This is a genomic window from Bacillus sp. 05T21, from assembly GCF_056396785.1.
Genome location: NZ_JBFTMD010000010.1, coordinates 141,144 through 165,779, shown reverse-complemented (window position 1 = coordinate 165,779; position 24,636 = coordinate 141,144). Strand labels below are relative to the sequence as shown.

The window sequence follows — 24,636 nt, the reverse complement described above, 5'->3', positions numbered from 1 at the left end:
TTAGATTATAAAGATTGTCAAACCTTTGAATCCCTTGAGCTCAACATAAAGGATTATATGGAGGAGTATAATTATAATCGTTATCAGTGGACATTAAAAAAGATGGCTCCGATCGAATATCGGAACCACCTTTTAAGTGCTTGATTTTTTCAGGGCTTTTTTATTAAACTGTCCATTTTATAGGGTACAGTTCATAATGAGAAGCACCCTTTTTAAATTTCGGGATAAGTGATTGTAATGTTAGGCCATTTGCTTTGCCATTTCTTTTGATTAACTCTTTTGTTGTACATATGTATTCGTTCTTTCGTTTCCAGAAAATGAGGTGTAGGTTTCACTTGTAATGAAAGTACATCTTCAATTCCACATGGAGCTGTTAATATGAGATTGTTTTGCTCGTCAAGCGTAACTCCTAAAGCGGTTGCTGTTTCAGGAAATTTAGAAATAGCATCAACAGAAGAAGAGTATGGTGGCATTCCATTCACTACATGCATGCGAGTTTGATTTTTTACTGACCAAGGGATAGAGGCATCCATATTCGCCAGCTTCTGTTTTAATGATTGTTCGTACGCCTCATCTTTATGTAATGGATCATAATAAATGACATCGACATCTGGCGTAGCCGTTCTTACTTCGTAGTTATGTAAAGTATCCCAAATTTTAGAACGGACAAACCCAGCACAAATCCACCAATCAGGTAGCTCTAGTGATTTTGCCATTTTTAATACATACATCATCCATTCGTCGTTTTCTATAAAACGAATTATATCTTGCTCTGTTTTTATCTTCATTGATACATTCACCTTTCTAGTAAATTAATGCATCAGTTCAATAATCCATAAAATCCAGTAAGCACCTGGTACAAATAGTAGTTGTGCCAATAATGTGCCGAAAAGTCTAGATATCATTAGCCAACCATACATTTTACTCATTGCCTCAGCACCCTTTTCAGATTGTAAAGCACGTTCTGTTAAAAGGGCAATGCGTGGATCGAGTAGCACTGTTAATAAAATAGTGGCGAAACCATTCACAAGGCCAGAAGCTGTACTTGCATTTGTTGCATAAGTCGGATTTAAAAAAGAAGCATATAGTGCGGAAAGAACACCAGCTGTATAAATGGCAGTGGCAAACATATTAATAAGCATAATTCGCTTCGGAATTCCGCCAATACGCATTCGATGAATCATCTCAAGCTTTGGAAAGCGTACATATTTTTTTGTGTACTTTAATTTTTGAATGTTATTTGTTTTCATCATTCGAATGAATGAACCATCCGTTTCAAAGTTTTGAATAACGTATCCAAATAGCTTTGTCAAAGTTGGGTAGAGTATAATCGCGAGCAATGTACCGACAGAAGCAGATAATAGAACGAGCCGTATAATATGCTCTAAATCAATAGAAGAATCTAGCTTTGCTTCATCGACAATACCACCAATTAAAAAAGCTTGTAGTAAGTTAGATGTTCTTGAAATAAGTAGTACCATTCCTACGATGGATAAGGCAACGACAATCTTTTTTAAACGAACACCAGCTAATCGAATACTATAAGAGCTAGTTTCAACCGCGTGGATAACAATTGTGAAAGCCATTATAAAAATTAATGTAATTGACATTTGATTCACCAGTTTCTATTAAATTGAGTATAACTTTTTCACTTTATCATATCTTTTGTGATTTTGTAACTGAAAGTATAAGGATAAGAAAAAGTAATTTTCTGAAAAGTTAAATGGTGATAGTATAGTAAAGGGCTAAGTAGGAGCATGGCTTTAATGGGGTACATATAAAATCAGTGGGGGAATTAAATATGTATAAAACATTTCTATTTGATTTAGATGGAACATTAACGGATCCGAAAGAAGGGATTATAAATTCTGTTCTATACGCGTTAGAAAAAATCGGGATTGAAGAAGTAAATATAAGCGAGTTAGATTCATTTATCGGCCCACCAATACAACAATCTTTTGTAGATAGATATAATATGAACGAAATAGAAGTAGAACGAGCAGTGTTTTACTTTCGGGAGTATTTAAAGCAAAGTGGTTTATTAGAGAATAAAGTATACGATGGAATTACAACCCTGTTGCAAGAATTAAAGGATGCTGGCAATCGTTTGTTTGTAGCAACTTCAAAGCCTACTGTATTTGCGAAACAAGTAATAGAGCACTTTCAGTTAACATCTTTTTTTGAAGAGATTGTTGGGAGTAATTTAGATGGGACAAGAATAAAAAAGGAAGAAATAATTGCTCATATTTTACAAACAAATGAAGAACTCAAAAAAGAAGAAATGGTGATGATTGGTGATAGAAAGCATGACGTAATCGGTGCGAACAGTAACGGAATTGCCTCAATAGGTGTATTGTATGGATATGGTAGTGAGATTGAATTGAGTGATGCTGGGGCGATTCATATAGTGAAAGATGTCGAAGAGTTACAAAGCTTTTGTATAGAGAATAGTACGATAAAACTATAGAAATAGAACCTAGAAATCCCTTTATAACATATGACGATGAAATCGTTTTTGTTTAAAGGGATTTTACATATGTAATCGAATACTATAATTAGACAATTTTAGCATGAAAAATTTGTAATAAAGTAAAACTTTAATTAGTGGAAGTTTTGTCCATCCGGCACTGATTATCAGCCCTCACCAATCGGGCTGTTACGAGCAGTTGATATCCCGCCTAGCTTCTGCACATTTGCTGAATTTTAAGGTGGGAGTCTTACTGCCCGCAAATAGCGGGATAAAAAGAGGAGGAATGTCATGAAATAAAAGGGTTCGAAATACGAGTAAAAGTTCGCCATTAAAAGATTGAATTTTCAGTTTAAAAGGAGGGTTATAATTGGAGCTAGTTATTATTTTATTAGCACTTAGTTTACTCATGTTTGTAGCATATAAAGGATTTTCTGTAATATTATTCGCACCGATTTTTGCATTATTTGCGGTATTTTTGACAGAGCCTAGTTTTGTATTACCTTTCTTTTCAAATATTTTTATGGAGAAAATGGTAGGATTTATTAAATTATATTTCCCAGTGTTTTTACTTGGAGCAATATTTGGGAAAGTAGTAGAAATGTCAGGAATCGCTGATTCCATCGCAAAGACGATTGTAGAGTTAGTTGGAGAAAAACGTACAATTTTAGCAATCGTTTTAATGGGAGCTATTTTAACGTATAGCGGTGTTAGTGTGTATGTAGTGGTGTTCGCTATATTTCCGTTTGCGGCGAAGTTGTTTCGACAAGCGGATATTCCAAAGCGTTTAATCCCTGGCACAATCGTTCTTGGAGCAGCAACATTTACAATGGATGCGCTTCCTGGATCGCCACAAATTCAAAACGTAATACCTACAACTTTTTTTAAAACTGATATTTATGCAGCACCGATACTTGGTATTTTAGGCGCAATCTTTGTTTTAACGTTAGGTTTACTTTATTTAGAGAGTAAGCGTAAGAAGGCAAAAGCAGCAGGAGAAGGGTATTTTGGTTTTAACGATGGAAATTCTGAAATGGCAGCATCTTTGCAATTAGAACAAAAAGATATGCCGATATTAAGCAGTATTGAAATTACAAGAGTACAGCAAGTAATTGCGTTTGTACCACTTATTTTAGTAGGTGTAATGAATAAAGTTTTCACAATCATGATACCAAAGTGGTATCCAGATGGTTTTGATTTCTCAGCTATTGGTATGAAAGCATTTGGAAAAGTTGAATTAAGTGCGGTAGTTGGGATTTGGTCTGTAGAATTGGCACTTATTATAGGGATTTTATCAACGCTTTTATTATATTGGAAACGAGTAGTAACTGGATTTCAAGCTGGATTGAATACAAGTATTGGTGGAGCGCTACTTGCAACAATGAATACAGGAGCTGAATTTGGATTTGGTGGTGTTATTGCAGCACTTCCAGGCTTTGCAATTATGAGAGATAGCATCTCTGCAACTTTCACGAATCCATTAGTAAATGGGGCAGTAACGACGAATATTTTAGCTGGAATTACAGGTTCAGCATCAGGCGGAATGGGAATTGTGTTAAGTGCGATGGGTGATAAATTTATTGCTGCAGCAACGCAATATAACATTCCATTAGAAGTTATGCACCGCATTGTATCAATGGCATCAGGCGGAATGGATACATTACCACATAATGGGGCAATTATTACTATTCTAACGGTAACAGGATTAACACATAAACAGTCATATAAGGATATATTTGCTATTACAATTTTGAAAACGATTGCTGTATTTGCAGTCATCGCATTCTATACTTTAACAGGGATCTATTAATACTAGTTAATATACGAAAAGAAAATATTTATTAGATTGATATTTTACATAATAAAATATTTATTGTAACTACTCAGTCACTCTATGAAAAACAGGCAGAAAAGTTTTTTAGTTGGCCAAGAGAGGACCTGGATATTTATAGGAGCGGTCAGGGCCTTTCCTGCCACGCGCAAAGTTTTAAAACAAAGAAAGGTAGTAAGGTGTAGGCCCATTTTTAACTTCATGGCAGCAATCTATATGCTGAAAAATGAAAACAACTTTCTATAGTTAATAAGGGGGCTTATTTTAACTGGAATAATAGACTTTATCAAACTCCTGAATGAAATGCATGGCTGAGTAGTTGCAAATATTTATTATAGATAGAAGGGGTGGAGTACTTGCAAGAAGTTGCTGAGTTTCGTATGCCGAAGTCTGTATTATATGGGAGAAATTCGTTTGAAAAACTAGGGGATCAATCAAGAAAGTTAGGGAAAAGGGCTTTTATTGTAAGTGATACAATTATGGAGAGTTTGGGTTATGTTGAAAGATGTGTGGATCACTTAAATGCAAAAGGGATTACTGTTATTACGTACAATGAAGTAAACACTGAGCCTACAAATTCACACGTATTGGAAGCGTTATCTATTTGTAAAGAAGGAAAATGCGATTTTATCATAGGTATTGGAGGAGGAAGCTGTATTGATGCTGCGAAAGCAGTAGCAGTGTTATATACAAATGGTGGAGAAATTGAAGATTACGTCCAAAAGGATATAGAAATAGAATACAATCCACTACCGCTAATCGCAATCCCGACGACTTCTGGTACTGGATCGGAAGTAACAAGTGTAGCAGTAATTACAAATAAAAAAACAGATGTGAAAATGATGATAAAACATCCAAGCTTTATCCCTCATGTTGCTATAATAGACCCGATTTTTACAAGTTCGGTACCACCTCATATTACTGCAGCAACGGGAGTAGATGCATTATGCCATGCAATTGAAGCTTATATTTCTAAAGTTTCACAACCTCTTACAGATGTTCTTGCTCTTTCAGCTATTGAAAGCATTATGAAATATTTACGTATCGCATATGAAGATGGAGATAATATGGAAGCAAGGGAAGCAATGATGATTGCTTCATTACAAGCTGGGATTGCTTTTTCAAATGCATCTGTTACATTAGTGCATGGTATGTCCCGTCCAGTGGGAGCATTATTCCATGTACCACATGGAATATCGAATGCAATACTATTACCTACAGTTTTAGAGTTTACAAAAATGAGTGCAATAAAAAGGTTAGCAGAAGTAGGACGTAGCTTAAACAAAGATTTGTATTCTCATTCTGATGAAGAAGTAGCGAACTACACGATTGCTGAAATTAAGAAACTTTGTTTTGATCTTCGTATTCCTAATTTAAGAGAATACGGAATTGACGAAGTTGAATTTGAAAATGCTATTTCTAAAATGGCGAAAGATGCAATTGCAAGTGGTAGCCCAGGAAATAATCCACGAGTTCCTTCTTATGATGAAATCAAACAGTTGTATCGAGAGTGTTTTAATTATCAATATGAAGATTCTATAAAAACATCAGGGTTTTAATTTCAGAATATTATAATAAAATTTCCTTGGAAATAGTTAAAACAAGACTTTATATTATAAATTTAAAGTCTTGTTTTATTGTGTATAATATACATAATAAAATGTTGTTATTAGTTTTATAAAAATAGTTTAGGTAGGTGTTTACTATGAAAACGATAGGTCTTATAGGTGGTATGAGTTGGGAATCAACTTCAGAATATTATCGAATTTTAAATGAAGAAATAAAAAGTAGATTAGGTGGATTACATTCAGCCAAATGTCTGATTAATAGTGTGAATTTTGAAGAGATTGAACGATTCCAGTCTAGCGGAGATTGGGATGGAGCAGGAGAAGTATTAGGGAATACGGCGTATTCATTGCAGAAAGGAGGAGCAGACTTTATAATCATTTGCACAAATACAATGCATAAAGTAGTTGAGAAAATAAAGGAGAATATTAACATTCCAGTATTACATATTGCGGATGCAACTGCAAAAGAAATAAATAGAAAAGGTATTCAATCGGTTGGTCTGCTTGGAACAAAATATACGATGGAGCAAGATTTCTATAAATCACGTATAGAAGAGAATGATATAAAAGTAATAGTACCATTAGGAAAAGATAGAGAAAAAATAAATGAAGTAATATACAAAGAATTATGTTTAGGAAAGATAACATCTCAATCTAGAGAGTATTATAAAAGAGTTATAGAAGAGTTAGTGCAAAAAGGGGCGCAAGGAATAATATTAGGGTGTACAGAAATAGGGTTATTAATAAAACAGGAAGACATATCAGTTCCAATATTTGATACAACGCATATACACGCGATTGAAGCAGTCAATTTCGCTTTACATAATAGATTGTAATTATATTATGTAAACTTAACTCATTTGTCTGGAAAACATTCAGAAAATATTTTATAATGTAAGTGGTTACATTTAAGGGGGAATGCGGATGTTTTCAGTTCAGCCAATCGCATTTGTACATAATGAAAGAAAGGAAATAAAAGATGATGAGTGGGGAGAAGTAAGATCCTATATTACTTTAACTGATATGTATACAGAGGAAAGTATACAAGGGATTGAAGATTTTTCTCATATTGAAGTTGTCTTTTATTTTCATAAAGTAACTGATGAACAAATTCAATATTTTGCTAGACATCCTAGAAATAATAATGATTATCCTAAAGTAGGCATTTTTGCACAGCGCGGGAAAAATCGTCCGAATCGCATAGGAGCTACAATTGTAAAGGTGATCAAAAGAGAAGGCAAATCAATTATTGTCGAGGGGTTAGATGCTATTGATGGCACCCCTATATTGGATATAAAGCCGATAATGAAAGAGTTTATGCCGAAAGAAGAAATTCTACAGCCTAAATGGGTAACGGATATTATGAAACAATATTGGAAGGGGAATAAAACAAAATGAGAATATATGAGGCAACAATTGCAGATTTAGATGGACTAACATCTGTTTTTAATAACTATCGCGTATTTTATCGACAAGATTCCGATATTGAAGGAGCAAAAGTATTTTTACGAAATCGAATCGAGAGAAAAGAATCCATTATTTTCGTGGCAGTTGAAGATGGAGAATATATCGGGTTCACGCAACTATATCCATCATTTTCTTCTATTTCGATGAAAGAGTTATGGATTTTAAATGATCTGTTTGTACAAAAGGCGAAGCGCGGATCCGGAACAGGTAAAAAATTGTTAGAAGCTGCAAAAGAATTTGCATTAGAAAATGGTGCAAAAGGTGTAAAATTACAAACAGAGATTGATAATTTATCAGCACAGCGATTATATGCTGAAAATGGATATTTAAGAGATAATCGTTATTTCCATTATGAATTAACTTTTTGAAATATATATAGTTAAATGAGACGTTTTCAAAGTGAAGACGTCTCATTTAATTTTTTTATCGATGATTTAAAATCCAATTTGTAGCATCTTCAAAGTTTTTTGCGATGTAATTTGGTTCAATATGTGCCCATTTATCTCGGAACGTATGTAAAGCATCATATCCAGCACCAGTTTGAACTAATATAGTCGTTGTATTTACTTTTGCCCCAGCAACAATATCTGTCCAGCGATCACCGATTACAGCGCATTTTGTTAAATCAAGCCCATGTTTTTCCGCTGCTTGCAGGAGCATACCTGTGCTCGGTTTGCGGCATTCACATCCGCCACCATGTTTATGAGGACATAGATAAATATCATCAAAACCAAACCTTTTTAATTCTTGCACAAAATCATTCGCAGTTGCTTTTCCATCCGCGATACCTGGTTGATTCGTAAAAGAGAATAGTTTAATATTTTGAGCTTTTAACCTTTGTAAAGATTCCTTTGTAAAAGGAAATAACGTGAAAGAACCTGGATAATGTATTGTAGTATCACCGCCAATTGTTCCGTCACGATCAATGAATATTGCTTCAATGTTTTTCATAGTTATAGTCCTTTCTTTGTACCAGTAGTTTACAAATGTTTTACAAATCGATACCCATTCACTTCATAGCCCAATTTTTCATAGAAGGGGTGTGCTTCTTTTCGGTTCATTCCACTAACAAGCCAAGTACCAATACAGTTATGCTCTTTTGCTAATTGTTCTGCGTAGTCCATTAACACTTGTCCAATACCTTTACGACGTATTGTAGAATCAACACTAATAATTGAAATTTCTCCATAACGAGTTACATCTTCTAAATTTTCACGTATACGAAATCCTAGTAATCCAAAAATAGTATTCTCTTCCTCATAAACATATAAAAAATCAAAAGGGCTCATTTTTACGAATTGTAAACGATTATTCATATCTTCATTAGAGATAGAGGATCCTTTTAATTCTTTTGTAAGAGAACAAAGTGAATCTATATCATCTATAGTCGCTTCACGAATTTGAACTGACATATGATCAACCCCATTTACTTTAAAATCTTCAAACATTAAATATTCTGTTAAAGTATGTTTTTTCCTGCTACCGAAACAAATATTTTAGAAATGATATAATACTATATTAGGAGGGATATGTTATCATTTTCCTTGATTGTATTGTAAATGGAAAGAAGGGGAATGTATGCTAGAAGTGAATATCCGCTCAGCCGGATATGAAATTGGTGAAAAGACAGTTCATGATATTGCATTTGCAATTGAAAAAGGAGAGTTAGTGGCTCTTATTGGTGCAAATGGTGCAGGAAAGAGTACGACAATTAAATCGATACTCGGTTTGCTTGTCAATATGGATGGTGAAATTTCGTTTGGTGAAAAGAAAAATCCATATGCCTATGTACCGGAGCATCCCACTTATTATGATTATTTAACTTTATGGGAGCATATTGAATTGTTAATGGCTGCTCGTGGAAATAAAGTAGGAAATTGGGAGGACAAAGCAAGGGAATTATTACATACGTTTCGAATGGAAAAACATATACACGAATACATATCAAAGTTTTCAAAAGGTATGAAACAAAAATCGATGCTTATACTAGCATTTTTAACAGAGCCAGATTTTTATATTATTGATGAGCCTTTTATTGGTTTAGATCCAGTAGCTACGAAAGAATTCTTGAACTACTTATATAAAGAAAAAGAGCGAGGAGCCGGAATTTTACTTTGTACGCACGTACTGGATACAGCTGAAAGAATTTGTGAAAGATTTTTACTCATTTCGCAAGGTACGTTAGTAGCAGATGGGCATTTAGAGGCGATCCAATCGTTAGCAGAAATGCCAGGAAGTACACTGTTAGATTGTTTCGATGCAATTGTAAGGCGGGAACAACATGATTAAACAACAGTTTAATAAAAGGTTACGTCATGAATTGCAAAGAAAATGGAAAGCGATTCGTTCTGTAACAGATTGGACAGTCGCATTATATATTATTATTCCAGCACTTATATTTGCGGGGATCTATTATCGTTCACTATGGATGAAAGAATTATCGATGGAAGAGACCATCTATTTTGGGTTAGGTTTACTCGCGTTTTATTTTGTCACATTTTCAAGAGGAGTTCGCTCATTTTTTGAACAAGCAGATAGTTTATTTTTAATTTCGTACCCAAATCATATGCGAAAATTAATGAAGCTTGGCATGATATATACGTTAATTCGGATTGCAATAACGAACGCAATTGTAGTATTCATTATGCTGCCTATACTGATGAAAAGTACGGGAGCGACAATTATACAAATCGTACTGTTCTGGATGTTCTTTACTGTTTTTCGATTTATGCTATCGTTGTTGACGAGATTCATAAATGTACGTGTGGGGAAACGATGGGTTTTATTGATTATAAAAGATGTTATATTTTCTTTAAGTTTAGTCTGTTTTGGAATGAGTGTATTTTTCATTTTTAAAAATCCATTGTATTTCATATTATTTACCGGCCTAGTAGCTGTACTTACTGTAGTCTTAGTAAAAGAAAAGATGAATTATAAAAATTTCTTTTTTAAAGAAGTTGAGAAAGAAAAAGAAGAAAGTATGCGCTGGACTGTAGGGATTATGCAAGTTGGTGGTCATGCTGCGAAGCCGAGTAGTTCGAATAAAAAACCGTGGATGTTCCCTCGGTCTAAAAAGATATTAGGAAAAAATTCTGATTCGCGTATTGTAGAAGCTTTTTTAAAAGAATTTTTGCGTACAAGTAGTGCTTTAATGTTTTATGTTCAAATTGTATGTATAAGCACTGTAAGTATTATCGTGACTCCGCAGTGGATAACAGCTATTATTCTTGTATTTGCTATAGTTGCTATTTCTCGCTATGCGCGTGATTATTGGAATGAATTTACGAAGAAAATGTTTCTACATTTATATTGTGATGAAGGAGAATTACTATTATTAAGGTGGAAGGCGGATCGTTATTTGCTCCTTCCAGTCGTATTTATGTACGGAACAGTCATTCTCTCACAGTTTTATTTATTGCCAGCAATAATTATTGGGGTTATTTTTATAGTATTCATTGGTTGGATTGTATTTTTACCATAGAAAAAGAGCCGGAAATGGCTCTTTTTCTAGTCTGTAACACACTGGTAAATAAAATATACTAAAAGGAGTATGCTTGCGGCTGAGTACACGACATCTAAAGTCATCTGATTGCCCCCTCATTGTTGTTGTATTTATAGTGTATGAAATCTTACAATTTCATATTCAAGTGAAAAATATGTGAACGTTAACAAAATTGTAAAGTGCAAAAATTACAATCATTTTGTATAATAGAAGAAACAACCGTTATATAAAATATAATGAGTGAAAGGGGAGGGAACATAAATGCCAAATTGGTTTAGAAAAACCTTAGTCGCATTAATTACCGTATTTACGTTTGGTTTAGTGACGCCTCCTTCCATATTACTTGATAATGCCAAAGCTGCGGACAAGCCTACGAGCACAGCTGGGCAACAAAATTTGGAGAGTACGTCCTATACATATGAAGAAACAAATGATAGGTTAACCACCGATACTTTTGTTAACTATGCGATGCAAGAAGCAGAGAAGCAATCTATGCAAAAATTCGGCTCTAAAATTGGGCCTGTAATTGAAGATGAATTTAAAGATGTTGTATTACCTAAAATTGAAGAGGCAATTGCGGAACTTGCAAATGATGTGCCAGAAGAATCGTTACAATCATTAGCGATTTCTCAAAAACCAGCTGGTGGAAATAATGAAAAGATTTTTCATGTTTATGACACAAAATCAGGAAATGACTTACTGCGATTTCATGTGAGGAGAGATCATCCACCGCAAGATGGATATTATTTTAATTTCCACTATCATCGTTTTGATGATGGATATTCAGGACACCATGAGTTAGGAAATATTTATTGGAATACGAATGTACCGCCGAAATGGTTGTCTTAAAAAGAACGAGAGAAATCTTGTTCTTTTTTTCTTTATGAAAGGATACGACATTTATGTTGTTGAATAACATATGTTTAGGAAAAAAGAAAAAAGGGAGTATGGGGATGCAAAAATATATCGTTTTTGACTTTGATGGCACATTAGTAGATTCACAAAATATATTTGTACCAATTTATAATCAACTTGCTGAAAAGCATGGATATAAGACAGTTAGTGAGGAAGAAATTGAGCCTTTACGAAAATTGACTATTTTTGAAAGATGTAAAAAACTCGATGTACCACTTTATAAACTTCCTATATTGGCGTTAGAGTTTTATAAATTATATCAACCTGCCATAAAAGATCTCGTTTTATTCCATGGGATGAAGGATGTATTAGATGAATTACATAAAAAAGGCTACGGGATTGCGGTTATATCTTCGAACTCAGAAGAGCATATTAGGGCATTTTTACATAGTAATGGCATAGAAAATATTCAAGAAGTGTATTGTTCTAAAAATTTGTTTGGTAAAGATAAAATGATTAAAAGATTTTTAAAGTCGAAAAAGCTAACAGAACAAGATATGTTGTATGTCGGTGATGAACAACGTGATATTGCAGCTTGTAAAAAAGCTGGTGTGAATGTCATTTGGGTTTCGTGGGGGTATGACGTAATTGAGGCAGTAAAAGGAGACGCGCCAGATTATATGGTTAATACGCCAGGGGAAATTGTGCAAGTAGTACAGGCGGCACATTCTTAATATAAATAAACTTTGAGCAGGTATTCATCATATTGAATTTTGGGTAGCAAAGTTTCTTACTGGCAATAAGGTGAAGGTTATACGTGGTCCAATTGAAATGAATCATTATTCGGATGTTACTATACAATAGACTTTTATAACCCGAAGGGCTTTATTGTAGAGGTTGCGTATACACCGAATACAGAAATGTAAGGAGAATAGACATGAAGATAATTACAACGTGGAAAAACAATATACAAATAGTAAAAGATGCTGCAAATATTGAAGAAATCTCTAAAGGTTTCTCACCTGATAAAAAATATATTATTACGACTAGTGATGATAAAAAATATTTATTACGGACAGGTGATATAAAAGAGTATGATAGGAAAAAAATAGAGTTTCAAATTTTAAATGAAATGGTAAAACGTAACGTGCAGGCTCAAAGACCAATTGAACTCGGTATATTGGAGGAAGAAGATTTATGTTATAGTATTTTTTCATATTTAGAAGGAGAAGATGCTAAGAAGCTATTGACTACATATACGCCAAGAGAACAATATGATATTGGTATAGCAGCAGGAAAAGACTTAGCAAAAATGCATACACATGAAGCTCCTAAGGATATACTCCCATGGTATGAAAGAGCAATGAAAAAACATCGAAAATATGTAGAGGCATATAAAACATGCGGAATACAAATTAAAAATGATGATAAAATCATAAAGTTTATAGATGAAAATGAAAAATATTTAAAGAACCGCCCAAATCGATTTCAACACGATGATTTTCATTTAGAAAATATAATTGTACGTGATGCGAAATATGTAGGTGTTGTTGATTTTAATGGCTACGACTGGGGCGACCCACTTCATGATTTCGTAAAAATAGCACTATTTGCAAGGGACATTAGTATTCCATATTCAATCGGACAAATAGAAGGATACTTTAATGGGAGAATACCAGAGGAGTTCTGGAAATTATATGCGGTGTACGTTGGCATGACAGTTTTCTCATCAGTTGTCTGGTCCTTACGAGCAGCACCGCATATGTTAGATGATACGTTAGAACGTCTTACTATAGTTTTAGAGGATCATAAAAACTTTGAATTATCAAAGCCAATCTGGTTTGATAGTGAAATGATGAATAAAAAATAAGGATAGCAGGTGGGAAATCTCACACCTGCTATTTGTAAATAACTCATGAGACGGTCTCTTTACATACTATATATGTAGTTTTTTATGAAGGAATGAAAACCTTGACGTCTACTTTATAATATAAAAAGGGGGTGGACTATTGAAAATCAGGCAAGGCAAATATGAAGAAATAAAATTACGCGATAGAATTCCAGGAATGGTTGAATATATAGAGGATACAATGTTACCTACTGGTTTTCACTATTATATTCCTCCTCATTGGCATAGAAGTATTGAAATTAGTCTAGTCGTATTTGGAGAAGTTTTCTTGTATGTGAATGGGCAAAAAAAGAAAGTATCCGCTGGCGAATTTATTTTTGTGAATAGTGGAGATGTTCATGAATTCGAAAAAGTTGAAAATACAAGTTGTGCAGTAATGATGTTAATTATTTCTTATGAGTTTCTTAAAGAGGTAAATGGAGATTTTGATAAATATAGATTTAATATAAAAGAATTAGTTGTTCAGAAAACTAACCTCCAGCAAATATTTTATGAATTAAAGGAGTTAGTCACAAATTCTGATGATTTAAGTTACATAAAAATTAATAGTTTAATTTATGAAATTGTTTATATTCTATTGCGATATTGCAAAGATGGAGAGAGTATAGACAATAATTATCAACTTGGAAATAAACAGAAAGAAATGATTACGTATATTTATAAACATTATGATGAAGAACTTAAACTGAAAGATGTAGCTAAACATTTTTTTGTAAGTGAAGAACATTTTTCCCGTATGTTCAAAAAATCGTTCGGATCAAATTTCACCACTTTTTTAACGAGATACAGGCTCTATAAAGCGTATGAAGATATTATTAATAGTACAAATTCTATACAAGATATAGCAGTAAAACACGGATTTCCAAATGTAAAATCATTTATTTCACAGTTTAAAGAAAAATACGGATATACACCATTACAGTATAGGAAAAATATCATATCAAAAAATGACAATAATCGAATCAAATATGAACAACAATAAAAATACGTTCCATGGTACATTTTGTACATGGAACGTATTTTTATTTAGTAAACGGGAAGTTATATAATCCTGAATAATGAAAGCGCTTGAATTTAGAGGGGAGAAATATTAGATGACTAGAAAATATGACTTAGACTTATTAGAAAAAATGCAAGAAAAACAAGAAACCATCAATGTACAGGGGGCGAAAGTTTTAGTAAAAAACATACCAGATTGTGATGAAAAAGGAGCGATGGATCCACGTCTTTACAAGGACACGAAGGTTCAAATGAATGTAATGAGGTTTATGCCTAAAAATATGATGAAAATGGACGCTTCTGAAAAATCAGTAAGGAATATGCGAAAACAATTTAATGGAATTAAGAGTGTTCCAATTGTCACTAAAGACGTTAATATTACGCATAAAACAGTGAAAGCGGAAGATGGATATGATATTCCGATAAGAATTTATAACAGTGTTTCTAAACAAGAGAATGCGCCAGTTTTATACTTTATTCATGGTGGTGGATTTATGGCAGGATCACCAGATGTAGTAGAAGAACTTGTGAAATTGATAGTAGAAAAAACAGATATACTAGCCGTTTCTGTGGATTATCGATTAGCTCCGGAAAATCCTTTTCCAACTGGGCATACAGATTGCTACACTACTTTAAAGTGGATTTATGAAAATGCTGATACATTAGGCGGGGATAAGAATAATATCTTTGTGGCAGGTGATAGTGCAGGAGGGAACTTAACACAGTATTGTACAACTAAAGATATGGAAGATGGTAGGAAGTACGTGAAGGGACAGTTGCTTTTGTATCCTACACTTAATATGTGTGACTATGAAGATGAATTTTATTCTTGGAGTATAGATAAATATGAAATTGCTCCTAAGTATAAAAAAGGATTAGAAAAAATGCTTAATATAATGCATTCAATGGTTGGAGGTATGTCAGAAGTACTTGGTACGAAAGAAATTCATTCTAAGTATTTAAGTCCATATGTTGATGTATCCCCGGACTATCCAAGTACATTTATTACGGTAGGAGAGCATGATTTTTTAATGATAGAATGTTTAGCGTATGCAGCTAAATTGACTAAAAAAGGAGTGGATACTGAAACAGTCCTTTATCGTGGTTTAGGGCACGCTTATGGAGATAATGTAGGTGTCTATCCTCAAAGTGAAGATTTAGCAATTGAGATGGGGAATTTTATATTAAAGCATAGTGGAAAGTAGGAGAAATGATGGGAAACAGAAAAGTGATATTAATTTCCAGCTTCGCTATTTTACTATGTATCTTTGCATTTACAGACTTACAAATATCCAATAGTTTATATGAACCAACTAATAAGATACTAGTACCAATGAGTCGTATTGTGGTAGGAGCCCATTTTGCTTCAGATGTTACAGTTGGAGTCGCTATTTCAGTTACTGTTTTTATGTGTTTGAAAAAATTTATATGGAAAGATAAGAAAAATAAACGCACAAATAATAATGATGTTCTTCCACATTCATTGAATCGGTAATAAGAAAGTCTTTTCCTTTGAGGGAATATAATAATTAATGCATGGCTTGTTCATTAAGCTGTTTTGTTGAACTACTCACCACTTAACATTCTCACGGACTGTTTGAAGTGGGAGTTTCCTAAGTACAGAAACCTAACGGTTTCTAATTCATTAGGCTATCCCCGTAGTTCCTACGGTTAAGAGACGAATTGCTTCATTTCTAAGATTGAGTGCTGCATTTCGATCTCTATCGTGATGTGCGCCACAAGAAGGGCAATCCCACTCACGAATGGTTAGATTTTTAACGTCTTTGTTTTTGTATTCACAATTGGAGCATAATTGACTAGAAGCAAATGTTTTAGATACTATAACAACTTGTTTGCCATACCATTTTGCTTTATATTCCAACATAGTCCGAAATTGTGACCAAGATACTTCACTAATCGCTTTTGCAAGCTTTCTATTTTTGAGCATGTTACTGACTTGTAAGTCTTCCATACCGATAACATCGAGGTTTTTGATGATTTCAGTAGAAAGTTTATGTAAGTAATCAGCTCTTGCATTTGCAATATGTTCATGGATTCGTGCAACGTTCACACGTTGTTTATTCCAGTTCGAAGAACCTTTTGTTCTTCTAGAAAGGATACGTTGTGCTTTCGCTAACTTCTCTTCTAATGTACGGAAGAATTTAGGGTTCTTGTATGTTGTGCCATCAGAAAGAATGGCAAAATCTTTTAATCCAACATCAATTCCACAAGTGGAATCAGTTTTAGGCATTTCTTGTACGCTTGTTTGAACAAAGATAGATACAAAGTATTTACCACTTGGGTTACGACGAATCGTTGCATGCAAGATACGCCCTTCTACTTCACGACTTTTAGCAAAGCGAACAAGGCCAAGTTTCGGTAATTTTATTGTGTTGCCTACAATTCCAATATTTCCGTTTGTTTGCTTAGTTGTGTAGGATTGAACTGTATTCTTTTTAGACTTGAATCGAGGCATATCATTCTGTTTCTTGAAAAAACGTGAAAAAGCATCTGCGAGGTTTTTTAATGTGGATTGAAGAGCGATACTATCTACTTCTTTTAACCAAATCGTATCCTGTTGCTTCTTTAATTGAGTAAGCTTGGCAGAGCAAGAAAAGTAGGTTAACCCTTTTCTTGCTTCTTTATACGTATCATTCCAAAGAGCAAGGAAATAGTTAAATACAAAGCGACTGCAACCGATTGTTTTAGCAATTAATATTTCTTGTTTCTTATTCGGGTAGATACGAAATTTATATGCTTTATTTACTAACATAGGTTGCACCTCACTTTTTCATCGTATATCTACAGTATACAAAAAAACGTAGGCTTACGCCTACTGACATTCCTCTCCCACCTAAAATGGGTGTTTCACACCTTCACATTTTTGAGGAAGGAGTCTTCTGTCAGAAAACGATAAATAATTTAGCATTTGGGTTATCCTCATTTCATTTATTAAATTCAATAATAGGATTGGTTGCAAGGTGAATTTCTAATTCCGAAATAATAGAGGGAAGAGTAATCTTCCCTCTATTTAATTTGTTATTTAATTTTCGTAAATGTAAGAGGCTGAGTACTTAAAGTTGCAGGTACGTGTAATTGAAGAGTCGGGAATTCACCATTTACATTCATATCATAAGCGAATAAAAGCCCCATTTTCATTTGGAACAAACTAATTGATGCTGAGAAGATGTCGTAATGATGATGTTTAAGCTGAAATTCCATATCCATAAATTGTACATGTAGGAAATCATCTTGTTTGTATACTTTCAGTGTTCCATAAGCGGGATGCTCAAAAGTTCCAGTGTAGTCATCTAATGCATGAGAAGAGGTAGTCCCTTTTATTGGTTCGGGAAGTGATGTAGTTGCCTCTTTCATCATTTCTTTCATTTTTTCACTATCTTCTACAGCACGTTCATGCCAGTCGATATATTCTAGTCCGAGAAGTTCATCGTAAATATGCTTTGTAATATAAGTAGGAAGTAAAGTTTGTCCAGAATTTGTTAGTACGATAATACCGATATTTTCGTTTGGCATAAATGACGCAAGTGCAGAAAACCCATCAATATTACCGCCGTGATGAATCATTTTATAACCGCGGTAAGCACTAATAAACCAACCGAGTCCATAGCTATTTAATGGTGATTCACTCGTTGATAACATTGGCTGATCCGGGATTGGAGTGTGTGGTGTATACATGTCTTGGAGTAGTTCAGTAGAAATCAAATCATGATTTTCTATTTTTCCTTCGTTTAAATGAAGCAAAACCCATTTTACCATATCTTCAATGGTAGAATTAATACATCCAGCCGCTCCAACTGTATCGATATTTCGGAATGGAATTTCTTTTATTTCACCGTCATTTTCAATATAAGGTAAAGCATAATCATCTGTATTTTGTGAGTCTGTAACAGAGAAGTTTGTATGCCTCATATTTAAAGGCTCTAAAATATGTTCTGTAACGTATTGCTCCCATGTTTGATTCGTAATATTTTCCACAATATAACTAATTGTCGCATACATTAAGTTGTTATAAAGAAATGCTGTGCGGAACGGAGCATCAAGTGATAAATGTTTTATTTTTTCTACTATATCTTTTCGAGTTAAAGAAGAGCTGTACCAAAGAGCATCATGACGACTTACCCCAGTACGATGAGAAGCTAAATCTCGTCCTGTAACTTGCGAGTTAGCGAGCATATCGGATAGAGAGAAGTTAGATACGTAAGTTTGGATAGGAGTATCCCAATTAAACTTTTTTTGCTGTGCTAATAAGCTTAATGAAAGTGTACCGAATGCTTTCGTCGCAGAACCGATTGCGAATCGTGTCTGCGGAGTAACAGCCTCTTTTTTCTCTATGTTACGATAGCCGAAACCTTCTGAAATAATGACCTCACCATCTTTTATAACAGCTACAGCAGCGCCAGGAACGTGTAAATCTTTCATCATCTTCTCAACCTTATGTTGTAACGTACTTAAAACAGGAGTTTTGATTTTAGACATGCTTCCAACCTCCAAATATAAATTTTATGTTCCGCACTATACTTTCTGTAATAGAAAAGTGAAAACCTTTTTTAATATTGAAAGTTAATAATTTTGTAAGAAATATTGAAAGAATTTTTATTAATTTGGATTATTAAATTCGCTGTTTTTCATGTTATGATAAATCTCATATAAGATTGAAAGAAGGTTTTCCTACATATGAAACATGCTGAATATGAATACTTAAATTTATGCCGTCATGTAATGGAGCACGGTACGAAGAAAGAAGATCGTACAGGGACAGGTACTGTATCTGTATTTGGATATCAAATGCGTTTCGATCTAAGTAAAGGATTTCCTTTATTAACGACAAAGAGAGTCCCATTTCGCCTAGTAGCAAGTGAACTGCTTTGGTTTATGAAAGGTGATACAAACATTCGTTATTTATTGCAACATAATAATAATATTTGGAATGAATGGGCGTTTAAGAGCTGGGTAGAAAGCGATGAGTATACTGGCCCTGATATGACAGATTTCGGTCTTCGCTCACAACAAGATGAGGAATTTAAGAAGCAATACGATGAGCAAATGGAATTGTTTAAAAAGAACGTTTTAGAAGACGATGAATTCTCAACGAAATTTGGATATTTAGGAGACGTATACGGAAAGCAATGGCGTGCTTGGAAAACGACAGCTGGTGAGACACTTGATCAATTAAAAGATGTAATTGAAATGATTAAGAAAACACCAGATTCACGCCGGCTAATTGTTTCTGCTTGGAATCCTGAAGATGTACCAAGTATGGCTTTACCGCCTTGTCATACGCTATTCCAGTTTTATGTAGCAGATGGAAAGCTTTCTTGTCAGTTATATCAGAGAAGCGGTGACATATTCCTTGGCATTCCATTTAACATTGCAAGCTATTCACTTTTAACACATTTAATTGCACATGAATGTGGTCTTGAAGTAGGAGAATTTGTTCATACAATTGGAGATGCACACATTTATACGAATCATTTTGAACAAGTAGAAAAGCAATTGGCACGTGAACCACGTCCATTCCCGAAACTTACATTAAATCCAGATGTAAAATCTGTGTTTGATTTTGAAATGGAAGATTTAACTATTGAAGGATATGATCCGCACCCAGCAATTAAAGCACCGGTTGCAGTGTAATTGTAGAGGAGATGACAAGATGATTGTTTCATTTATGGTCGCAATGGACGAGAATAGAGTAATTGGTAAAGATAATAACTTACCTTGGCGTTTACCGAGTGAATTACAGTATGTAAAGAAAACGACGATGGGTCACCCACTTATTATGGGGAGAAAGAACTATGAAGCAATTGGTAGACCATTGCCTGGAAGACGTAATATTATTGTAACTCGTAATGAAGGGTATCATGTAGAAGGCTGCGAAGTAGCTCATACTGTAGAAGAAGTGTTTGAACTATGTAAAAATGAAGAAGAGATTTTTATTTTTGGCGGAGCGCAAATTTATGATCTCTTTTTACCTTATGTAGACAAGTTATATATAACAAAAATCCACCACGCATTTGAAGGGGACACATTCTTCCCAGAAATGGATATGACAAATTGGAAAGAGATTTTTGTAGAAAAAGGTTTAACGGATGAAAAAAATCCGTATACGTATTATTACCATGTATACGAGAAACAACAATAATAATAAAAATTGATGTGAGTATTCGCATCAATTTTTTTATTTGTATTTATAAATGTAAGTTTATAGATGATATTCAATAGTGCTATAATGAAAGGTAGCATGTGAAAAATGCTAAAATTTTCAAAAGTATTCATATAGAAAGAGGAGGAGAATCGGTTGAGAAAAATATGGGGGATTCTTTTTCTTTGCTTTGCATTAATGCTAGTCGGATGCGGTAAAGAAGAAAAACCACAAGAAGCGTTTGATACATATGCAAAAGCATGGAATAAGAAAAAATTTGCTGATATGTATGATCAATTATCAGAAAATGCAAAAAAGAATATTTCTAAAAAAGATTTCACAGAGAAATATGAAAAAATTTATGCAGGTATAGAAGTGAAAAACTTAAAAGTAGAGACTGGCGAAGTAAAAGAGGATAAGAAAGAGAACGGCCCTGTTCCTTTTAAAGTAAGTATGGATACAGTTGGTGGTAATATCTCTTTTGGCCATGAAGCAAAAATGGTGAAAGAAAAAGATGGAGATAAAGAATCTTGGAAAATAGATTGGACTCCTGATTTTATTTTCCCTGGCATGACAAAAGATAGTAAAGTGCGTATGCAAACGACGCAACCAAAACGTGGTGAAGTTTACGATCGTAATGGAAAAGGTCTTGCGACGAATGGGAAAGCTTCTGAGATCGGAATCGTTCCAGAAAAATTAGACGCTACTGCTCCGCAAACGAAAGAAACAGTAGCGAAGTTGTTAAATATGTCTGTAGAAGAAATCGATCAAAAACTAGCTGCTAAATGGGTAAAACCAGGGTATCTCGTACCAATTGGAATTTTACCTGATGGGGCAACGCAAAATACGTACATCGATTTACCAGGTGTTTCAACAAAACCAGTAAATGTTCGTACATATCCGTTAGGAGAAGCGGCAGCGCATTTAACTGGTTATATCGGAAAAGTAAATGCTGAAGATTTAAAGACGCTTCAAAAGAAAGGCTATCAAGCAGATGATCCAGTTGGTAAAGCTGGATTAGAGCAAGTATTGGAAGAACAGCTACGCGGGAAAAAAGGTGGCCGTGTCTTCATGGAAGATGCACAAGGAAAAGAAATTAAAAATTTAGCGAAAACAGATGCTGTTGATGGAGAAAATGTAACTTTAACTATCGATAGTGTTGTTCAAGAAAAAACGTATAATGAAATGAAGGGAGAAGCTGGTTCAAGTGCGGCAATTAATCCGAAAAGTGGAGAAACAATTGCTCTTGTAAGTAGTCCAGCTTATAATCCTAATTTAATTGCACGAGGAACATCAAAAGCACAACGCGAGGCTTGGAATAATGACCCGAAAAAACCGATGACGAATCGATTTACACAATTATCGGTACCAGGTTCTGTATTTAAGCCAATTACAGGTGCAATTGGTCTTGAAACAAAAACAATCGATCCAAAAGAAGAATTGAAAATTGAAGGACTGAAATGGACGAAAGATTCTTCTTGGGGCAATTATTACGTAACACGTGTAAAAGATGCAAATCCGATTGATTTTGATAAGGCAATGAAATACTCGGATAATATTTATTTCGCACAAGAAGCTTTGAAAATTGGAAAAGATAAATTTATGGCTGAGGCGAAAAAATTCGGATTTGATGAGAAATTACCAATTGAATACGGATTCCCAGCTTCTAAAATCGCAAATGATGGCATAAAAAATGATATTCAAATGGCAGATACAGGATATGGACAAGGACAAGTCTTAATGACTCCTCTTCATTTAGCTTTAACGTATGCACCGATTGTAAATGATGGAAAGATTCCATCGCCATATCTTATTAAAACAGATAAACAACCAAAAGCTTGGAAAGAGAACGTGATTTCTAAAGAAAATCAAGATATATTGAAAACGGCTTTAACGAAAGTAATTAACGATCCAGATGGTACGGGGAAAATTGCGAAAATTGATGGTATGACCCTTGCTGGTAAAACAGGAACAGCAGAATTAAAAGTATCAAAAGAGGCAGAAGGAAAAGAACTAGGTTGGTTCGCTGCGTTTGATTTAAATTCACCTGATATGGTCATTACAATGATGATTGAAGATGTAAAAGGTAGAGGTGGAAGTAATATTCCGGCTGAAAAAGTGAAACATGTTTTTCAAAAGTAGTAATTGAAGAAGACTATCTCCATGAAATATGGAGATAGTTTTTTATTTGATTAAAACCTTAATATTTGTATACAAAAACTAACTGAAATAATATAACTTATTAACTTACGAAAAAAAAGTAGCTATTTTTATTGACAGTCATTAAAACTTTTTGTATTATACTTACATAAGGTAAGTTATTTACTATAAAATAATAAGTCTCGAGTTAAAGATAAATTAGAAAAAGGGAGATAATACAATGACAAAAGTACTATTTATTACAGCAAATCCAAATTCAGCAGAAGGTTCTTTCGGTATGGCAGTAGGGGAAGCTTTCATCGAAGCATATAAAAACGAACATCCACAAGACGAAGTTGTAACAATTGATTTATTCAATACAACTGTACCAGCAATCGATGCAGACGTATTCGCTGCTTGGGGTAAATTTGCAGCAGGCGAAGGACTCGAAGCTTTAAGTGAAAATCAGCAACAAAAAGTTGCAGCAATGAACAATAACTTAGAAACATTTATGCATGCAGATCGTTATGTATTCGTGACTCCAATGTGGAACTTCAGCTACCCAGCAGTAGTGAAAGCATACTTAGATAACTTATCAATCGCAGGTAAAACATTCAAATATACTGAAAATGGTCCAGTTGGCTTACTAGAAGGAAAAAAAGCACTTCATATTCAAGCTACAGGCGGCGTTTACTCTGAAGGAGCATACGCATCTATGGACTTCGGTCGCAATCATTTAAATGCAGTATTAGGATTCATGGGTGTATCAGACACTGAATATATTGCAGTTGAAGGAATGAATGYAAATCCTGAAAAAGCACAAGACATTAAAGAAGCAGCAATTGCAAGTGCACGCGAATTAGCAAAACGTTTCTAATATAGAAAACTTCAAAATGTCCAAACACTTGTTGTTTGGACATTTTTTCTTCTTTTTCCTTCGTTTGTCTAGTATAATGAAGGTCGGAATGATAATAGGTGGGGGTTCTGTATGATTCAAACGTTTTTTAAAATCTTTTATTTAATTTTAATCGTAATTGCGATTACGCCAAGGTTGTGGCGTATAAAAAGAAAAGCAAATGCGATGTCACCGCAAGAAAAAGATAGTGTTGTGTATAAAACAACAAACTGGTTTGGTAAGAAAATGGTGCGTGTAACTGGATCGACTGTAGAAGTAAAGGGACTTGAAAATGTTCCGAAAGACAAGCCGGTGCTAGTTGTAAGTAATCATCAAAGTAATATGGATATTCCTGTGTTACTAGGTTACTTAAATAAGCCAATTGGATTCGTTTCAAAAGCGGAAATTAAAAAGTTTCCGGTTGTGCCAACATGGATGGAATTAATGAATTGTGTGTTTATGGACCGCAGCGATCGTCGTCAATCTCTTAAGGCAATTAAAGATGGAATTGAACTGTTAAAGAGCGGGCATTCTATCGTGATTTTTCCAGAGGGAACGAGAAGTAAGGGTGGCGAAATCGGTGAGTTTAAAGCAGGGAGTTTTCACCTTGCTGTAAAATCTGGCGTATCTATATTACCAGTAACTTTAGATGGTACATATAAGATTTTTGAGGCTAATGGAAATCGTATGAAACCAGCTCATGCAACATTAACAATTTCTAAGCCAATTACACCTGAAGAATATGCAAGTATGGATGCTAAAGAGTTAACCCAGCATACAAAAGATATTATTGCATCTCAATTACATAAGTAATAAAAAAAGTTTCAGCTTAAACAAGCTGAAA

26 protein-coding genes and 1 pseudogene are annotated in these 24,636 nt (G+C 34.2%); 21 read left to right on the top strand and 6 right to left on the bottom strand.

The genetic code is table 11. The features are described 5' to 3' along the window. Window positions 1–144 (top strand): IS3 family transposase (locus AC1DKZ_RS18875; protein ID WP_396022982.1); only part of this gene is annotated, 144 nt, incomplete at its 5' end. Between the two features lie 68 nt (window positions 145–212). Here the strand turns inward: AC1DKZ_RS18875 and AC1DKZ_RS18870 are convergent. Continuing rightward, window positions 213–788 carry a nucleotidyltransferase family protein gene (locus AC1DKZ_RS18870; protein WP_113937766.1) on the bottom strand — a complete coding sequence of 192 codons (576 nt, stop codon included), beginning with the start codon at window positions 786–788 and terminating at the stop codon, window positions 213–215. 24 nt (window positions 789–812) lie between these two features. Beyond that, window positions 813–1,610: a lipid II flippase Amj family protein gene (locus AC1DKZ_RS18865; RefSeq protein ID WP_061673890.1), complete on the bottom strand. Its 798-nt coding sequence runs from the start codon at window positions 1,608–1,610 to the stop codon at window positions 813–815. 191 nt (window positions 1,611–1,801) lie between these two features. Here AC1DKZ_RS18865 and AC1DKZ_RS18860 point away from each other — a divergent pair, with 191 nt between their 5' ends. The 6 genes from AC1DKZ_RS18860 (at window position 1,802) to AC1DKZ_RS18835 (ending at window position 7,701) form a co-directional block, all read left to right on the top strand. Further along, window positions 1,802–2,467: an HAD family hydrolase gene (locus tag AC1DKZ_RS18860; RefSeq protein ID WP_476996841.1), complete on the top strand. Its 666-nt coding sequence runs from the start codon at window positions 1,802–1,804 to the stop codon at window positions 2,465–2,467. Between the two features lie 370 nt (window positions 2,468–2,837). Beyond that, the gene (locus AC1DKZ_RS18855; protein ID WP_113937769.1) at window positions 2,838–4,277 is read left to right on the top strand and encodes a GntP family permease; all 1,440 of its coding nucleotides are present in this window, start codon (window positions 2,838–2,840) and stop codon (window positions 4,275–4,277) included. 377 nt (window positions 4,278–4,654) lie between these two features. Next, the gene (locus AC1DKZ_RS18850; protein ID WP_431182148.1) at window positions 4,655–5,857 is read left to right on the top strand and encodes an iron-containing alcohol dehydrogenase; all 1,203 of its coding nucleotides are present in this window, start codon (window positions 4,655–4,657) and stop codon (window positions 5,855–5,857) included. A 146-nt stretch (window positions 5,858–6,003) separates the two neighbouring features. Further along, on the top strand, window positions 6,004–6,702 hold the full coding sequence (locus tag AC1DKZ_RS18845; RefSeq protein ID WP_219302153.1) for an aspartate/glutamate racemase family protein: 699 nt from the start codon (window positions 6,004–6,006) through the stop codon (window positions 6,700–6,702). Between the two features lie 88 nt (window positions 6,703–6,790). Next, window positions 6,791–7,264, top strand: coding sequence for an SAM-dependent methyltransferase (locus tag AC1DKZ_RS18840; protein WP_002085895.1), 474 nt, complete (start codon window positions 6,791–6,793; stop codon window positions 7,262–7,264). After that, window positions 7,261–7,701: an N-acetyltransferase family protein gene (locus AC1DKZ_RS18835; RefSeq protein ID WP_476996840.1), complete on the top strand. Its 441-nt coding sequence runs from the start codon at window positions 7,261–7,263 to the stop codon at window positions 7,699–7,701. Before AC1DKZ_RS18840 ends, AC1DKZ_RS18835 begins: the two co-directional genes overlap by 4 nt. A 55-nt stretch (window positions 7,702–7,756) precedes the next feature. Here AC1DKZ_RS18835 and AC1DKZ_RS18830 read toward each other — a convergent pair whose 3' ends face one another. Beyond that, the gene (locus AC1DKZ_RS18830) at window positions 7,757–8,284 is read right to left on the bottom strand and encodes an HAD-IIIA family hydrolase (protein WP_476996839.1); all 528 of its coding nucleotides are present in this window, start codon (window positions 8,282–8,284) and stop codon (window positions 7,757–7,759) included. A gap of 29 nt (window positions 8,285–8,313) precedes the next feature. After that, window positions 8,314–8,745 (bottom strand): GNAT family N-acetyltransferase, encoded by a 432-nt coding sequence (locus tag AC1DKZ_RS18825; RefSeq protein WP_476996838.1) that lies wholly within the window; start codon window positions 8,743–8,745, stop codon window positions 8,314–8,316. 166 nt (window positions 8,746–8,911) lie between these two features. Between AC1DKZ_RS18825 and AC1DKZ_RS18820 the strand changes: the two genes are divergently transcribed. The 9 genes and pseudogenes from AC1DKZ_RS18820 to AC1DKZ_RS18780 all read left to right on the top strand — a co-directional run bounded on the left by AC1DKZ_RS18820 (window position 8,912) and on the right by AC1DKZ_RS18780 (window position 16,093). After that, on the top strand, window positions 8,912–9,622 hold the full coding sequence (locus tag AC1DKZ_RS18820) for an ABC transporter ATP-binding protein (RefSeq protein WP_476996837.1): 711 nt from the start codon (window positions 8,912–8,914) through the stop codon (window positions 9,620–9,622). Next, complete coding sequence (locus AC1DKZ_RS18815) at window positions 9,615–10,814, top strand: ABC transporter permease (protein ID WP_476996836.1); 1,200 nt, start codon at window positions 9,615–9,617, stop codon at window positions 10,812–10,814. Before AC1DKZ_RS18820 ends, AC1DKZ_RS18815 begins: the two co-directional genes overlap by 8 nt. A 282-nt stretch (window positions 10,815–11,096) precedes the next feature. Further along, window positions 11,097–11,684, top strand: a complete 588-nt coding sequence (locus AC1DKZ_RS18810; RefSeq protein ID WP_002012605.1) for a YpjP family protein — start codon at window positions 11,097–11,099, stop codon at window positions 11,682–11,684. 104 nt (window positions 11,685–11,788) lie between these two features. Then, the gene (locus AC1DKZ_RS18805) at window positions 11,789–12,424 is read left to right on the top strand and encodes an HAD family hydrolase (RefSeq protein WP_476996835.1); all 636 of its coding nucleotides are present in this window, start codon (window positions 11,789–11,791) and stop codon (window positions 12,422–12,424) included. A gap of 43 nt (window positions 12,425–12,467) precedes the next feature. Beyond that, window positions 12,468–12,616: pseudogene (locus tag AC1DKZ_RS18800) on the top strand (VOC family protein); the annotation flags it as partial. An 11-nt stretch (window positions 12,617–12,627) separates the two neighbouring features. Further along, the gene (locus AC1DKZ_RS18795; protein WP_002193007.1) at window positions 12,628–13,560 is read left to right on the top strand and encodes an aminoglycoside phosphotransferase family protein; all 933 of its coding nucleotides are present in this window, start codon (window positions 12,628–12,630) and stop codon (window positions 13,558–13,560) included. A gap of 139 nt (window positions 13,561–13,699) precedes the next feature. Beyond that, window positions 13,700–14,581 (top strand): AraC family transcriptional regulator, encoded by an 882-nt coding sequence (locus AC1DKZ_RS18790; RefSeq protein ID WP_431182152.1) that lies wholly within the window; start codon window positions 13,700–13,702, stop codon window positions 14,579–14,581. Between the two features lie 112 nt (window positions 14,582–14,693). Further along, window positions 14,694–15,803 (top strand): alpha/beta hydrolase, encoded by a 1,110-nt coding sequence (locus tag AC1DKZ_RS18785; protein ID WP_242308474.1) that lies wholly within the window; start codon window positions 14,694–14,696, stop codon window positions 15,801–15,803. Window positions 15,804–15,811: 8 nt separating this feature from the next. Further along, entirely contained in the window at window positions 15,812–16,093 is a 282-nt protein-coding gene (locus AC1DKZ_RS18780; RefSeq protein WP_002085886.1) for a phosphatase PAP2 family protein, read from the top strand. A 150-nt stretch (window positions 16,094–16,243) separates the two neighbouring features. On the opposite strand, the gene tnpB is transcribed toward AC1DKZ_RS18780, so the two are convergent. Continuing rightward, entirely contained in the window at window positions 16,244–17,371 is a 1,128-nt protein-coding gene (gene tnpB, locus AC1DKZ_RS18775) for an IS200/IS605 family element RNA-guided endonuclease TnpB (RefSeq protein ID WP_476996834.1), read from the bottom strand. A 266-nt stretch (window positions 17,372–17,637) separates the two neighbouring features. Beyond that, window positions 17,638–19,095, bottom strand: coding sequence for a serine hydrolase (locus AC1DKZ_RS18770; protein ID WP_476996833.1), 1,458 nt, complete (start codon window positions 19,093–19,095; stop codon window positions 17,638–17,640). A 198-nt stretch (window positions 19,096–19,293) separates the two neighbouring features. Here AC1DKZ_RS18770 and AC1DKZ_RS18765 point away from each other — a divergent pair, with 198 nt between their 5' ends. The 5 genes from AC1DKZ_RS18765 (at window position 19,294) to AC1DKZ_RS18745 (ending at window position 24,605) form a co-directional block, all read left to right on the top strand. Further along, window positions 19,294–20,250 (top strand): thymidylate synthase, encoded by a 957-nt coding sequence (locus AC1DKZ_RS18765; RefSeq protein WP_061673895.1) that lies wholly within the window; start codon window positions 19,294–19,296, stop codon window positions 20,248–20,250. Window positions 20,251–20,269: 19 nt separating this feature from the next. Next, window positions 20,270–20,758 (top strand): dihydrofolate reductase, encoded by a 489-nt coding sequence (locus tag AC1DKZ_RS18760; RefSeq protein WP_000637202.1) that lies wholly within the window; start codon window positions 20,270–20,272, stop codon window positions 20,756–20,758. 156 nt (window positions 20,759–20,914) lie between these two features. After that, entirely contained in the window at window positions 20,915–22,900 is a 1,986-nt protein-coding gene (gene pbpC, locus AC1DKZ_RS18755) for a penicillin-binding protein 3 (protein WP_219302162.1), read from the top strand. A 238-nt stretch (window positions 22,901–23,138) separates the two neighbouring features. Then, window positions 23,139–23,774 (top strand): FMN-dependent NADH-azoreductase, encoded by a 636-nt coding sequence (locus tag AC1DKZ_RS18750; protein ID WP_476996832.1) that lies wholly within the window; start codon window positions 23,139–23,141, stop codon window positions 23,772–23,774. 111 nt (window positions 23,775–23,885) lie between these two features. Next, window positions 23,886–24,605, top strand: a complete 720-nt coding sequence (locus AC1DKZ_RS18745; protein ID WP_431182154.1) for a lysophospholipid acyltransferase family protein — start codon at window positions 23,886–23,888, stop codon at window positions 24,603–24,605. Window positions 24,606–24,636: the final 31 nt, after the last annotated feature.

Bases quoted from the DNA above. Each gene is read 5' to 3' on its own strand.
- AC1DKZ_RS18870 (WP_113937766.1), bottom strand. From the start codon at position 788: ATGAAGATAAAAACAGAGCAAGATATAATTCGTTTTATAGAAAACGAC.
- AC1DKZ_RS18865 (WP_061673890.1), bottom strand. From the start codon at position 1,610: ATGTCAATTACATTAATTTTTATAATGGCTTTCACAATTGTTATCCAC.
- AC1DKZ_RS18860 (WP_476996841.1), top strand. From the start codon at position 1,802: ATGTATAAAACATTTCTATTTGATTTAGATGGAACATTAACGGATCCG.
- AC1DKZ_RS18845 (WP_219302153.1), top strand. From the start codon at position 6,004: ATGAAAACGATAGGTCTTATAGGTGGTATGAGTTGGGAATCAACTTCA.
- AC1DKZ_RS18840 (WP_002085895.1), top strand. From the start codon at position 6,791: ATGTTTTCAGTTCAGCCAATCGCATTTGTACATAATGAAAGAAAGGAA.
- AC1DKZ_RS18835 (WP_476996840.1), top strand. From the start codon at position 7,261: ATGAGAATATATGAGGCAACAATTGCAGATTTAGATGGACTAACATCT.
- AC1DKZ_RS18830 (WP_476996839.1), bottom strand. From the start codon at position 8,284: ATGAAAAACATTGAAGCAATATTCATTGATCGTGACGGAACAATTGGC.
- AC1DKZ_RS18825 (WP_476996838.1), bottom strand. From the start codon at position 8,745: ATGTCAGTTCAAATTCGTGAAGCGACTATAGATGATATAGATTCACTT.
- AC1DKZ_RS18820 (WP_476996837.1), top strand. From the start codon at position 8,912: ATGCTAGAAGTGAATATCCGCTCAGCCGGATATGAAATTGGTGAAAAG.
- AC1DKZ_RS18815 (WP_476996836.1), top strand. From the start codon at position 9,615: ATGATTAAACAACAGTTTAATAAAAGGTTACGTCATGAATTGCAAAGA.
- AC1DKZ_RS18810 (WP_002012605.1), top strand. From the start codon at position 11,097: ATGCCAAATTGGTTTAGAAAAACCTTAGTCGCATTAATTACCGTATTT.
- AC1DKZ_RS18805 (WP_476996835.1), top strand. From the start codon at position 11,789: ATGCAAAAATATATCGTTTTTGACTTTGATGGCACATTAGTAGATTCA.
- AC1DKZ_RS18795 (WP_002193007.1), top strand. From the start codon at position 12,628: ATGAAGATAATTACAACGTGGAAAAACAATATACAAATAGTAAAAGAT.
- AC1DKZ_RS18785 (WP_242308474.1), top strand. From the start codon at position 14,694: ATGACTAGAAAATATGACTTAGACTTATTAGAAAAAATGCAAGAAAAA.
- AC1DKZ_RS18780 (WP_002085886.1), top strand. From the start codon at position 15,812: ATGGGAAACAGAAAAGTGATATTAATTTCCAGCTTCGCTATTTTACTA.
- tnpB (WP_476996834.1), bottom strand. From the start codon at position 17,371: ATGTTAGTAAATAAAGCATATAAATTTCGTATCTACCCGAATAAGAAA.
- AC1DKZ_RS18770 (WP_476996833.1), bottom strand. From the start codon at position 19,095: ATGTCTAAAATCAAAACTCCTGTTTTAAGTACGTTACAACATAAGGTT.
- AC1DKZ_RS18765 (WP_061673895.1), top strand. From the start codon at position 19,294: ATGAAACATGCTGAATATGAATACTTAAATTTATGCCGTCATGTAATG.
- AC1DKZ_RS18760 (WP_000637202.1), top strand. From the start codon at position 20,270: ATGATTGTTTCATTTATGGTCGCAATGGACGAGAATAGAGTAATTGGT.
- AC1DKZ_RS18745 (WP_431182154.1), top strand. From the start codon at position 23,886: ATGATTCAAACGTTTTTTAAAATCTTTTATTTAATTTTAATCGTAATT.